This window comes from Pannonibacter phragmitetus DSM 14782, assembly GCF_000382365.1.
In the GTDB taxonomy this organism is placed as follows: Bacteria; Pseudomonadota; Alphaproteobacteria; order Rhizobiales; family Stappiaceae; genus Pannonibacter; species Pannonibacter phragmitetus.
The window spans coordinates 388,858-401,760 of sequence record NZ_KB908215.1; the positions used below are offsets into that span (position 1 = coordinate 388,858).

Annotated in this window: 10 protein-coding genes; 6 read left to right on the plus strand and 4 right to left on the minus strand. The window is 63.7% G+C overall.

Annotated elements, in window-relative coordinates:
- The first annotated feature begins 178 nt into the window (after positions 1–178).
- Positions 179–880: a helix-turn-helix transcriptional regulator gene (locus H163_RS0101830; protein ID WP_019962834.1), complete on the plus strand. Its 702-nt coding sequence runs from the start codon at positions 179–181 to the stop codon at positions 878–880.
- 84 nt (positions 881–964) lie between these two features.
- Here the strand turns inward: H163_RS0101830 and H163_RS0101835 are convergent, their stop codons facing one another.
- Positions 965–1,372 carry a DUF4332 domain-containing protein gene (locus H163_RS0101835; protein WP_026355344.1) on the minus strand — a complete coding sequence of 136 codons (408 nt, stop codon included), beginning with the start codon at positions 1,370–1,372 and terminating at the stop codon, positions 965–967.
- Positions 1,373–1,557: 185 nt separating this feature from the next.
- Between H163_RS0101835 and H163_RS0101840 the strand changes: the two genes are divergently transcribed.
- From H163_RS0101840 to panC, 3 genes are all read left to right on the plus strand, one after another.
- Positions 1,558–3,117, plus strand: coding sequence for a helicase HerA-like domain-containing protein (locus tag H163_RS0101840; protein WP_019962836.1), 1,560 nt, complete (start codon positions 1,558–1,560; stop codon positions 3,115–3,117).
- Between the two features lie 148 nt (positions 3,118–3,265).
- Positions 3,266–4,105, plus strand: coding sequence for a 3-methyl-2-oxobutanoate hydroxymethyltransferase (gene panB, locus H163_RS0101845; RefSeq protein ID WP_019962837.1), 840 nt, complete (start codon positions 3,266–3,268; stop codon positions 4,103–4,105).
- Complete coding sequence (gene panC, locus H163_RS0101850) at positions 4,102–4,956, plus strand: pantoate--beta-alanine ligase (protein ID WP_019962838.1); 855 nt, start codon at positions 4,102–4,104, stop codon at positions 4,954–4,956. The genes panB and panC overlap by 4 nt, the downstream gene beginning before the upstream one ends.
- An 8-nt stretch (positions 4,957–4,964) precedes the next feature.
- On the opposite strand, the gene H163_RS0101855 is transcribed toward panC, so the two are convergent.
- Positions 4,965–6,350, minus strand: a complete 1,386-nt coding sequence (locus H163_RS0101855; RefSeq protein WP_019962839.1) for a multicopper oxidase family protein — start codon at positions 6,348–6,350, stop codon at positions 4,965–4,967.
- Between the two features lie 227 nt (positions 6,351–6,577).
- On the opposite strand from H163_RS0101855, the gene H163_RS0101860 reads away from it, so the two are divergent.
- A complete protein-coding gene (locus H163_RS0101860) occupies positions 6,578–7,966 on the plus strand; it encodes a dipeptidase (RefSeq protein ID WP_019962840.1) in 1,389 nt (462 codons plus the stop codon).
- Positions 7,967–8,011: 45 nt separating this feature from the next.
- Here the strand turns inward: H163_RS0101860 and H163_RS0101865 are convergent, their stop codons facing one another.
- Together H163_RS0101865 and H163_RS0101870 are read right to left on the minus strand one after the other, a co-directional pair.
- Positions 8,012–8,758, minus strand: a complete 747-nt coding sequence (locus H163_RS0101865) for a YoaK family protein (RefSeq protein WP_019962841.1) — start codon at positions 8,756–8,758, stop codon at positions 8,012–8,014.
- A 628-nt stretch (positions 8,759–9,386) separates the two neighbouring features.
- A complete protein-coding gene (locus H163_RS0101870) occupies positions 9,387–11,549 on the minus strand; it encodes a malate synthase G (protein ID WP_026355345.1) in 2,163 nt (720 codons plus the stop codon).
- Between the two features lie 339 nt (positions 11,550–11,888).
- On the opposite strand from H163_RS0101870, the gene H163_RS21965 reads away from it, so the two are divergent.
- Positions 11,889–12,830 (plus strand): DMT family transporter, encoded by a 942-nt coding sequence (locus H163_RS21965; RefSeq protein WP_019962843.1) that lies wholly within the window; start codon positions 11,889–11,891, stop codon positions 12,828–12,830.
- The last annotated feature ends 73 nt before the right edge of the window (positions 12,831–12,903 follow it).

Genomic DNA, 12,903 nt, shown 5'->3' on the forward strand with positions numbered 1-12,903 from the left:
TAAAAGCAAAGATAAGCTTCTGGGCAAGCAAAACTCTTGTTTCCCAGCAGCCCGCAGACCGGAAACGCTTCCCATCAAAAAACAGCGAGCGGCCTGCAGACCCGAACGAGGTCAAACTTCCGTATTACCGGAAGTATAACAACAAGCGGTTCATGCCGCCTATATATGGATGTGCACAATGATGGATGAAGCTGAACTCAGCACGCAGCTGCGTACCATTTCAGAGTCTAACTCTGCCCAGATTGTCCTTGACGTTCTGGAGACAAATCTGCGCCGCCTTGGGGCAACCCATATCCTCGTCACCGGCCTGCCGATGCCCAAGCGCTCCATCGAAAGCCTTGTTCAGCGCTACCGCTGGCCGGATGCCCGCTCCGGCGCCGGTGACAACCCGCCGCTCTCGGCCAATGATGCCGTCCTGTCCCTCGGCCTTGCCTCCGACCGGGCATCGGTCTGGACTGTTTCGGCCGGAGACACCCAGCATTCGCGCCTGATGGCTGCGGTTGGAGAAGGCTACCAGATCATCGCCGTACCGGTGACCGAGCTGCAGCCCTTCCAGGCCTTCGTCTATTGCGCCGGTCCCAGCCTGAAGGCTGACAAGTGCTCTCTGGCAGCCATCGAGATGATCGCGGAAGCCGTTTTCGTCAAGCTGCAGGACATGGGCGTCATCACCGCCCAGCGCCCCGGAGCATTGTCCACCCGCGAACGCAAGGTGCTTGAGCTCACCGCTTTCGGCAAGACCGCCGGGGAAATCGCCGAGCTGCTGGATATTTCCCAGCGCACGGTGCATGCCCACCTGCAGAACGCCAGCGTCAAGCTGAACGCCTCCAACAAGACCCATACGGTCGTTGAGGCCCTGCGCTACGGCCAGATCCGCGTCTGAGTGCGGATCACAGCAAGACTTTGAAGGCCCGCCGGCATCATCCGGCGGGCCTTTCGTTTGTCAGGCAGCTGCAAAGCTCTGCCGTCAGTATGTGAGGACGGCAGGAAGCTGTTTGGCCTCTTCGATCCAGCGGGCCACCATTGCCTCTGATGGCACCTGACGGACGAGGTGTTTCAGCGCATTCACCTCGGCCATTTTCGCGGTCAGATTTGCGGGCACCCGGTGCTTCAGTTCCTTCACCGTATCGACACCGGCAGCTTCCAGCAGTTCAGAGTATTCCTCTCCAACGCCCTTGATACGCATCAGGTCGGCCATGTTGGCCCATTTCAGGATCCGCTTGTGGTCGATGCCAGTTTCGGCGCCCAGCGCCTCACGCCCCTTAGGGTCACTGGCACGCTCAAGCAGATCAGCGGTCGTCCGGATCCCTACGGCATGCAGCCTTTCGGCATAGACAGGGCCGATGCCTTCAATGTCGATGACTGAATAAGACATGCGCATTACTCCCTTTGGCTCCCACCGGTGCGGCGCCGCAGCGCCTACCCCAATCCATTGAAGCCGCTGCGTCAGAAAATACAATCAGCCATGCCGCAACATTTTCCCGAGGCAGATTTGCCTCTGGACCGGGCGACATGCGGTGATAGAACTCACTGACAGACAGACGCCAGGGGACGGAAAACGTGACGGACAGCATTTTCATTGGTGGCAGCGGCAAGGACGAAGTGCTCAACCTGAAGCTTGCCAACCGGCACGGCCTCATCACCGGCGCCACCGGCACCGGCAAGACGGTGACACTGCAGATCCTCGCGGAGGGCTTCTCGAAGGCTGGCGTTCCGGTGTTCTGCGCCGATGTGAAGGGCGATCTGTCCGGGCTTGCCATGCCGGGCGATCCGAAGGACTTCCTGCTGAAGCGGGCAAAGGAAATCGGCTTTGCTGACCGCTATGAGTTTGAAGGCTTTCCAACCGTGTTCTGGGATGTGTTCGGCGAACAGGGCCATCCGCTCAGGGCAACCGTCTCGGAGATCGGGCCGCTGCTGCTCGCCCGGATGCTGGACCTCAACGACACACAGGAAGGCGTGCTGAACATCGCCTTTGAACTGGCCGATGACGAAGGCCTGCTGCTGCTGGATCTGAAGGATCTGCGTGCCATGATTGCCCATGTGGGCGAACGGGCGGCCGAACTGTCGCGCATCTACGGCAATGTCTCTTCCGCCTCTGTCGGTGCCATTCAGCGCGCCCTGCTGGTGCTGGAGCGCGAGGGGGCGGACAAGTTTTTTGGCGAGCCTGCCCTCGACATCCGCGACTTTGCCCGCCAGAGCCGCGACGGGCTTGGCACCATCAACATTCTGGCCGCCGACCGGCTGATGCACTCGCCCCGGCTCTATGCCACCTTCCTGCTGTGGATGCTGTCCGAACTGTTCGAGGAGCTGCCCGAGGTAGGCGATCCGGAGAAGCCGAAGCTGGTCTTCTTCTTCGACGAGGCCCATCTGCTGTTCACTGAAGCGCCCAAGGCCCTGCTTCAGAAGGTCGAGCAGGTTGTCCGCCTGATCCGCTCCAAGGGCGTGGGCGTCTATTTCGTCACCCAGAACCCGATGGACGTGCCCGAAACGGTGCTGGCGCAGCTTGGCAACCGCGTGCAGCACGCCCTGCGCGCCTTCACCCCGCGCGAGCAGAAGGCCGTGCGTGCGGCCGCTGAAACTTTCCGCCCCAACCCGAACCTTGATACAAGCAGCGTCATCATGGAAATGGGCGTCGGCGAGGCGCTGGTTTCGACGCTGGAAGGCAAGGGCGTGCCCTCTGTCGTGCAGCGCACGCTCATCCGTCCGCCCTCATCCCGCCTTGGCCCCATCAGCGCGGCGGAGCGGCGCGACTGCATCCAGTCCAGTCCTCTCTTTGGCCTTTACGAGCGCGCCCGCGACCGGGAATCCGCCTATGAAATGCTGACCGAGCGCGCGCGTGATCAGGCGCGGGTCGAGGAGCGCCAGCGTGAAGACGATCTTCGCACCGGCGCCTATGACCGGGAGGAGCCTGTCCGCCGCACGCGCACCGGCTTTCAGCTGCCGGATTTCGGCCGCGACGACCGGCCCCGGCAGGACAGCCAGACCCAGCGGCGGCAGCGGGCTTCTTCCCGCGACACTGCACTGGAGGCAGGCATGAAGTCCGCCGCCCGCAGCCTTGGTTCCTCGCTGGGCCGGGCGCTGGTGCGCGGTGTTCTGGGCTCGCTGAAGCGGGGCTTCTGAGCACGGCTCTACCATCGCAGCGCACAATTCACTTCGCAGGCGCAAGAAAATATGCCAATGACGCAGGCCATGCGCAACGCATCGGCCTGCGGTGGCCCCGCCCGGACCTTCCGGCAGCCTCCGCTTTCAGGCCTCTGGGAGGTACAGCATGAGCGCTTCGGCTTCCGTCAGCGGCCTGACGCCGCCCACCATCAAGGCCCGCAAGGGCGGCACACCGCTGGTGTGCCTCACCGCCTACACCACCCCTGTCGCCCGTATCGCCGACACCGCCTGTGACATTATCCTGGTGGGCGACAGTGTCGGAATGGTGCTGCATGGCCTGCCATCGACGCTCGGGGTCACCATGGACATGATGATCCTGCATGGCCAGGCCGTCCGGCGCGGGGTCGAAAAGGCTCTTCTCGTCATCGACATGCCCTTTGGCTCCTACGAGGAGAGCCCGGAACAGGCCTTCCGCAACGCTGCCCGGCTGATGAGCGAAACGGGCGCAGGCGCGGTCAAGCTGGAGGGCGGCGAGACGATGGCGGAAACCATGGCCTTCCTCACCCGGCGCGGCATTCCCGTCATGGCCCACATCGGCCTGACGCCGCAGGCGGTCAACGCTTTTGGCGGCTACAAGGTGCAGGGACGGGGCGAGGATGGCGCCCGCATTCTGGCCGATGCCCATGCGGTGACGCAGGCCGGCGCCTTTTCCGTGGTTCTGGAAAAAGTGCCGGACAGCCTCGCGCGTCAGATCACGCAGGAGCTTGCCATTCCAACCATCGGCATCGGCGCCTCGGTGGATTGCGACGGGCAGATCCTCGTCATCGACGACATGCTCGGCATGTTCACCGCCTTCCGCCCCCGCTTCGTCAAGCGCTACGCCGAACTGGGCCACACGGCTGAAGCCGCCGTTGCCGCCTATGCCGAAGAGGTGCGCACCCGCAGCTTCCCCGGCCCCGAGCATGTCTTTGCTGACGCACCGCGCTCCAAGGGAGAAAAAGCATGAGCCTTGAGACGATCAACCGCCTTGCCGCCCTGCGTGCCCGCACCGCCGGCTGGCGGCGCGAGGGGCTGACCATTGGCGTGGTGCCGACCATGGGCGCGCTGCATGAAGGCCATCTCAGCCTCGTGCGCAACGCCCTCACCCGCACCGACCGGGTCATCGTCACCCTCTTCGTCAACCCGAAGCAGTTCAACAACGCCGCAGATCTGGCCGCCTATCCGCGCACGGTCGAAAGCGATGCGGCCAAGCTCACGCCGCTCGGCACCCATGTGCTCTACGCGCCGGAAGTGGAAGAGATCTATCCCGACGGCTTTGCCACCAATGTCTCCGTCAGCGGCGTCAGCGAAGGTCTGTGCGGCGCGCACCGGCCCGGGCACTTCGATGGTGTCGCAACGGTCGTCAGCAAGCTTCTGCTGCAGACCGGCGCTGACCTTGCGTTCTTCGGCGAGAAGGATTTCCAGCAGCTGCAAGTGGTCAAGCGCATGGTACGCGATCTCGACATCCCGGTGGAGATCGTCCCCTGCCCGACGGTGCGCGAGGCGGATGGCCTGGCCATGTCCTCCCGCAATGTGCGCCTGTCAGCGCAGGCCCGCAGCGCGGCAGCAGCCCTGCCCTCTGTCCTCTTCTCCGCCGCAGAGCGCCTGTCCGGCGGCGAAGCGGCTGAGCCTGTTCTGGCAGACGCCCGCGCAGCCATTGCCGCTGCCGGATTTGGCGACCTTGAATATCTGGAACTGCGCGCTGAAAGCGATCTGACGCCGCTTGCCCGCGCCGACCGCCCCGCCCGCCTCCTCGCCGCCGTCTGGCTCGAGGGCGTGCGCCTCATCGACAATGTGGAGGTGATGCCGAGGGGGTAACCCCGGCATCACGCCTCAACGGCGATATATCCCGTCAGACCGGTCTTCTGGTGCTCGATGACATGGCAATGGAAGGCCCAGTTGCCGGGGTTATCGGCCACAAGGCCAACCTCGATCGTCTCCTGCGCCATCAGCAGCGCCGTATCGGTCACCAGCGGCGGCAACTCGCGCTTGTTGGAGCGCAGCAGCTGGAACGAGAGGCCGTGCAGGTGGATCGGGTGGTCGTTCTGCGTCTCGTTGCGCAGACGCAGCACATAGGACTTGCCCTTGCGCAGCACCGCCAGCGGATCGACCGGCCCCGGCGTGTCCCCCTGCCAGGCCACACGGTTGATCGACCAGAAGTTCAGCCCCAGCGTGCCGCAGATGCTGGGCTGCGGGGCGGTACCGTCTGGCGTCCAGCCGAAGACGAAGTCGATTGTCTCCGCAGAAGCCAGATCCGGCAGCGGCACGGGATTGGCGGGCAGCGGCTTCAGCTCCGCCAGACTGCGCTTCAGGCTCTGTCCTTGCCCCTTCAGCCTGGCCATTACGCGCGGCCCCTTCTGGGTAGCCAGCGTCACCAGCACCTCCTGCCCTTCCCCGTCCGGCATGCGCAGCGCCACATCCGCGCGCTGGCCGGGGGCAAGAAGAATACTGTCTGCGGAAAGAGGAGACGCCAGCGGGTTGGAATCGAGCGCAATCACCTGCGCCTCGCCGCCTGACACAGCAAAGGTTCCAACGCGCGTCACGTCCGTCATGATCAGGCGCAGCCGCACCAGCCCGCCGGCAGGAGCCTCATAGACGGGTTCTTCCTGCCAGTTTGCCGTGGAGACCGTGCCCAGCGTGCCGCCTCTGGCCGCATTGCGCAGCTTGTAGAACTCGATGAACTGCCCGTCGCTGCCCAGCCGGAAATCGCGCAGGTTCAGCGGCAGGTCGAGATCAAAACCGGGATCTTCCGCCTCTTCCACGATCAGCGTGCCCGTCAGCCCTCTGGCCATCTGCTCCAGCGTGTTGCAATGGGGGTGATACCAGAAGGTGCCGGCATCCGGCGCGGTCAGCTCATAGCGGAAGCTCTGTCCCGGCCCGATCGGGTCCTGCGTCAGATAGGGCACGCCGTCCATGGCATTGGCGATGCGCAGGCCATGCCAATGCACCACGGAAGCCTCTTCCAGCTGGTTCTGCACATCGACAATGAAGGGCTGCCCCTGCTTCAGCCGCAGCACGGGCGGCACGCCCGTTTCGCCGAAGCCCATCATGCCGCGGGTGACGATGCCGGGGCGCAATTCATGCTCGCAAGGGCGGATCGGCAGCACGAAATCCGCCGCCTTTGCCCGGCTTGCGGCGAGGCCGCCCGCCCCGAAGGCCGCAAGGCTTGCGGCAGTCCCGGTCAGGAATTCGCGGCGGGAGATGGAGAACATGAGTTTTTCCTTCAGCTTGTACCGGCGATCCTAGCACCGGCGCGGCCAGATGCAATTTGGCCGGAAGGAACGGATTGACGCAGGGCGCAGCCAACTGTGTCCTTTGTCCGCAGCACACTTGCCCCGCTTGTCCGATGCCGCCATTGTGGCGCAACCGGAGCAAGGCCCCATGCCTTCGCCCCCCGCCTTTTGCCCCTTGATGGCAGACATACCCCAGGAGCCTCTTCATGAGCCAGATCGACAAGGTTCTCGCCCGCATTGACGCGGATCTCGACAACGCCCTTGCGCGCCTCTTCGACCTTATCAAAATCCCCAGCATCTCCACCGACCCGTCCTACAAGGCCGATTGCCGCAAGGCGGCCGAGTGGCTGGCGGCAGAACTGACCGGCATCGGCATTCCCGCAAGCGTGCGCGACACGGCGGGCCATCCGATGGTCGTCGGCCACCGCAAGTCCGGCAAGCCCGGCCCGCATGTGCTGTTCTACGGCCACTATGACGTGCAGCCGGTCGATCCGCTGAACCTTTGGGAGACTGATCCCTTCGAGCCGCGCATTGTGACCCGCGCCGATGGCTCGAAGATGATCGTTGCGCGCGGTGCCGCCGACGACAAGGGCCAGTTGATGACCTTCGTCGAAGCCGCCCGCGCCTATATCGCCGAAACGGGCGATCTGCCGGTGGATGTCTCCATTCTGTTCGAGGGTGAGGAGGAATCCGGCTCGCCCTCGCTGCATCCCTTCCTCGAAGCCAACAAGGACGAGCTCTCCTGCGACCTCGCACTTGTCTGCGACACGGGCATGTGGGACCGGGACACCCCGGCCATCTCGCTGATGCTGCGTGGCATGGTGGGAGACGAGATCATCGTCAAGGCCGCTGCCCGCGATCTGCACTCGGGAAGCTACGGCGGCTCGGCACAGAACCCGAACCACATCGTCGCCAGCATCATTGCGGGCCTGCATGACGAGAATGGCCGCATCACCCTGCCCGGCTTCTATGACGGCGTGCATGACCTGCCGGAGAGCCTCGCCGCCATGTGGTCGAAGCTCGACTTCTCGGCGGAGGAATTCCTCGGCGAGATCGGCCTCAAGTATCCGCGCGGTGAAAAGGGCCGCCTGCCGCTGGAGCATATCTGGACCCGTCCCACCGCCGAAGTGAACGGCATGTGGGGTGGCTATCAGGGCCCCGGCTCCAAGACGGTGATCCCCGCAGAGGCGCACGCCAAGTTCACCTTCCGCCTCGTTGGCGATCAGGACCCGGAAAAGGTGCGCGAAGCCTTCCGTGCCTATGTGCGTTCCAAGGTCCCGGCAGACTGCACGGTGGACTTCATCGCCAAGGACGGCAGCCCGGCCATTTCCCTCAACCCGGACATGCCGGCCATTGCCAAGGGTCAGGCCGCGCTGAAGGCAGAATGGGGCAAGGAAGCGGCTCTCATCGGCATGGGCGGCTCCATTCCGATCGTGGGTGATTTCAAGCGGATGCTGGGCATGGACAGCATGCTCATCGGCTTTGGTCTTGATGACGACCAGATCCACTCGCCGAATGAGAAATACGAGCTGAAGAGCTTCCACAAGGGCATCCGCTCCTGGGCCCGCGTGCTGGAAGAACTGGCCAAGGCATGATCTGACGCGTTTTACCTGGCCGCTCCGGACAATTTTCCTGAGCGGTCAGGCGCCGGCGCCCGAGGCGCCGTTCTGGCGGCTGCGCTTGCGCACATGGAAGATGGCCCGCGTGGCGATGAGGCTGAGCGCGCCGGAGCAGATGAACAAGAGCCCCGCCCCGATCTCCCGGTAGACGAGAACACCCGCCACGCCTCCAGCGAGGAACGACAGGATCGTTGCCCCGTGCAGGCGCAGCTTGGCCATGTTGTGGGACGCATCCGTCTGCGTATCGCGCCCGCGCGCAATATCAACGGCAACGCCGATCTCGATGCCGATATCCGTCGCCATGCCCGACACATGCGTCGTGCGCACCCGCGCATCGGAAATGCGGGTCACCGTGGCATTCTGCAACCCCATGAGGAAGGCAAGGCCCAGCACCAGCACCGTGCTGCGCCACTCGGCCAGCAGCCACAGGTCCGCCGCCGCCAGCGCCGCCAGCAGAACGGCCTCACTGAAGATGCTGTAGGCATAGATGCCGATATTGCCTCTGCGGCGCCCGGCGCTGATCATCAGGGCGGACACGGCAGCACCGGCGATAAACACCACGACGATCGTCAGGAAAAACAGGGCCGGCAGCCAGTTGCCCTCAGCTGCCTTGTCGGAAAACAGCGAGACATTGCCCGTCATGTTGGCCGAGAAGAAGCCGACAGCGTAAAAAGCTGCCGCATTCAGCGCGCCTGAAATCGCAGCAAGCGAGCAGGCCAGCGCCAGATCGATCCGCTCGTTGCGGGCAAGCCCTTCCGCAATCAGCATGGTGACAGCCCCGCTTCCATCCGCGACACCCCGTTTGCGGCAAGGCTACAGCGGGCACAGCAGAACGCAAGGCACTATGCCCGTCAGATGACAAAACACCGGGCGCGGCCGCAAAAGAAAACGGCAACCCCGCTGCCTCAGCTGCAAGGTTGCCTTCTTCAAACAGGTGACCAGCCCAAGACGGACAGTCAGCGCAGTCTCCTCAGTCTCCAGAACAGGCGAAAGCCTGCATGGGACTGGAAACAAACACGTTCCGTTCTGTCTCCCCGGCTGCAGGCCTTGCAACCGGGGCCCGGCACCGGGAGCCTTCTGGCTCTTCTCGTACCGGTGGCACAGTGTCGATGGGGCGCGTTATGCGTTCTGTACTAACGCCAAGGTATGCTTGTCCCATTGCGCTTTCAAGCCGAATGAGAGGGCGGCAGGGAACTTGTCTAGATGAGCACCACCAAACTCTTACAATGTTCATCGAAACTACGCAGAGACGCCCCAAAACGGCACAACCGCTCCACACCCCTGCGGAAAGAACGGCAAAATATCGAGAATCACAGCGTATTTCCGCCATGTCTGCCTCATGAAAAAGGCACAGGCATCGCGTGCCTGTGCCTCTTGCTTTCCTCTTGCAGCAGGTTCAGACGCGCTGGCGGGCCTTTGCTTCGCGGCGGCGGGCATGCAGCACCGGCTCGGTATAGCCATTGGGCTGCTCAACGCCCTTGAACACCAGATCGCAGGCTGCCTGGAACGCGATGGAGCCGTCGAAATCTGCGGCCATCGGCTGATAGGCCGGATCACCGGCATTCTGCCGGTCCACCACGGCTGCCATGCGCTTCATGGTCTCCATCACCTGTTCGCGTGAGCAGACACCATGGCGCAGCCAATTGGCGATGTGCTGCGAGGAGATACGCAGCGTCGCCCGGTCCTCCATCAGCCCGACGTTATGAATATCCGGCACCTTGGAGCAGCCGATGCCCTGATCCACCCAGCGCACCACATAGCCGAGGATGCCCTGGGCATTGTTGTCGAGTTCGGCCTGGATGTCTTCCGCGCTCCAGTTCGGCCGTGTGGCCACCGGAATGGAGAGAATGTCCTCCAGCTTCGCCTTCGGGCGGCTCTTCAGCTCCTGCTGGCGGGCGGCGACGCTGACCTTGTGGTAATGCAGCGCATGCAGCGCCGCTGCCGTGGGCGACGGCACCCAGGCGGTGTTGGCGCCAGCCATCGGGTGGCCGATCTTCTGTTCGATCATCGCCTTCATCAGGTCCGGCATGGCCCACATGCCCTTGCCGATCTGCGCATGGCCCGGCAGCCCGCAGGCCAGGCCCACATCCACGTTGTTGGCTTCATAGGCCGAGATCCACGCAGCGGCCTTCATGTCGCCCTTGCGGATCATCGGTCCGGCTTCCATCGAGGTGTGCATCTCGTCGCCCGTACGGTCGAGGAAGCCGGTGTTGATGAAGAACACCCGGTCCTTCGCGGCGCGGATGCACTCCTTCAGGTTCACCGTGGTGCGGCGCTCCTCGTCCATGATGCCCATCTTCAGCGTGTTGCGGGCCATGCCCAGCACGTCCTCGATGCGCGCAAACAGCGTATCGGCAAAGGCCACCTCTTCCGGCCCGTGCATCTTCGGCTTGACGATATAGACCGAGCCCGCCCGGCTGTTGGCGCGGCGCCCCTTCGGCCCGATGTCATGCAGAGCGATGGCCGCCGTCACCATGCCGTCGAGAATGCCTTCCGGCACCTCGTTGCCATCCGCATCCAGCACCGCATCGTTGGTCATCAGATGCCCGACATTGCGCACCAGCATCAGCGAGCGGCCATGCAGCGTGAAGGTGTCTCCTCGCGGCGACAGATAGGTCCGGTCGCCGTTGAGGCGGCGGGTCATCTGGCGCCCGCCCTTCTCGAACGTGTCTTCCAGATCGCCCTTCATCAGGCCCAGCCAGTTGGCATAGACCGTCACCTTGTCTTCCGCATCCACGGCGGCAACGGAATCCTCGCAGTCCATGATGGTGGACAGCGCCGCCTCCACCACCACATCGGCAATGCCTGCCTTGTCGGTGGCGCCGATCCGGTGGGTGCGGTCCCGCAGGATTTCCAGATGCAGGCCGTTGCGGCGCAGCAGGATCTTCTCCGGGTTCTGAGCCTCACCTGCGTAACCGGCGAACTGCTCCGGCGCGGCAAGCCCGGTCTTGCCGGACATGAGCGAACAGACCAGCGCCCCGCCTTCAACGGCAAGCCCGGTCACCTGCGACCAGGAGCCTTCCGCCAGAGGCGCCGCCTCATCCAGCACCTTGCGGGCATAGGCAATCACCTGCGCCCCGCGTGCTTCGTCATAGCCACCGCCGGCGGGCGGCGTGCCCATGGCATCGGTGCCATACAGCGCATCATAGAGCGAGCCCCAGCGGGCATTGGCCGCGTTCAGCGCATAGCGCGCATTCATCACCGGCACCACCAGCTGCGGCCCGGCGACTTCGCCGATTTCCGGGTCAACATTCTGCGTGCCAACCGCAAAATCTGCGCCTTCCGGCACCAGATAGCCCAGCTCCGTCAGAAAGGCCTTGTAGGTTTCCATGTCCGGCACGCCCGGATTGGCCCGGTGCCAGGCATCAATGGCGGCCTGCAGCCTGTCACGCTTTTCCAGCAGCTGCCGGTTCACCGGCGCCAGATCCGCCACGATGCTCGCAAAGCCGCTCCAGAACACCTGCGGACTGACGCCAGTGCCCGGCAGAGCCTGATCATTTACGAAGTCATGAAGCGCGCGCGCAATCTTCAGGCCATCGATTTCAATCCGTTCCGTCATGTCCAGCTCCCGGCAACCGCCCTGTGCAAACACCTCTTGCGGCACATCCCGCCGCATCATGCCCGCACTCTCTCCGCGAGCAGGCTTTGCGTCAATCCAACGAAATCCCACATGACCTTTTCCCTGAGGGAACAAATCACATCGCCGGGCTTCCTTTGGTGAACTGGCCGGACCTGATGCAGACGCAAGGCAGAGAGGAATTTTCAGGCACGAGCCGCTTGCCAGCACCGGATCAGCCGTGCAACGTCTTTAAGCACACCGCGCAACGTCCGACCTTCCAGCCAGAAGCGCCAGCAGGCGCCGGAACCTCCTTTCGGGGGCGTCCGTCATGGAGCCATCATGATCCAGCCGCTTTCACGCCTCCTGCGGAGCGCCTATGACCGTCCCGTTCTCATGCTGATGCTGGCGACACTCGCCTGGGGCGGCAATTCGGTGGCAGGCAAGATGGCGATTGGCGAAGTGTCGCCCATGGTCATCGTGTTCCTGCGTTGGGCCATCGTCGGCAGCATCGTGCTTGTGACCATGCGCAAGGGCATCACCACCCACTGGCCCCAGATGCGCCCCTATTTCCTGCATCTGACGCTGATGGCCCTCTTCGGCTTCGTGGGCTTCAACATGCTGTTCTACATTGCCGCCCATTCAACCTCTGCGGTCAATCTTGGCATCATCCAGGGCGCCATGCCTGCCCTTGTGCTCATCGGGGCGATGATTGCCTTCGGCACACGGGTGGTGGCGCTGCAGGTTGCCGGCATCTTTGTCACCATGACGGGCGTCGCTCTGGTGGCGGCCAAGGGGGATCTGAGCAATCTGGCGGCGCTGGAGATCAACATGGGCGACGGCATCATGCTGATCGCCTGCGTCTTCTATGCGGGCTATACGCTGGCCCTGCGCAACCGGCCGCTGGTGCCCGGCGCCATCTTCTTCGGCGTCATGGCGCTCATTTCCGCCGCCGCCTCCGTTCCGCCGGTAATCTATGAGGTGATGGCCGGAAATGCCCTGTGGCCGACACCCAAGGGCTGGCTGATCGTGCTGTTCATCGCCATCTTTCCGTCCTTCCTGTCGCAGATCTTCTTCATGCGCGGCGTGGAACTGATCGGCCCGGCGCGGGCAGGTATCTTCATCAATCTGGTGCCCATCTTCGGCGCGATTCTGGCCGTGCTGATCCTGAGCGAACCCTTCCACCTCTACCACGCCCTTGCGCTGGGGCTGGTGTTCACCGGCATCTGGCTGTCCGAGCGGCGGAAACCACCGGAGGCCGCCTCTGCGTCAGGTGAAGGCTAAGCACATAAAAAAACTGCCTTCAAAGCTGCCAGGCAGAGAATTTTAACCACATTTTGCCACATCGCCCGCCAAG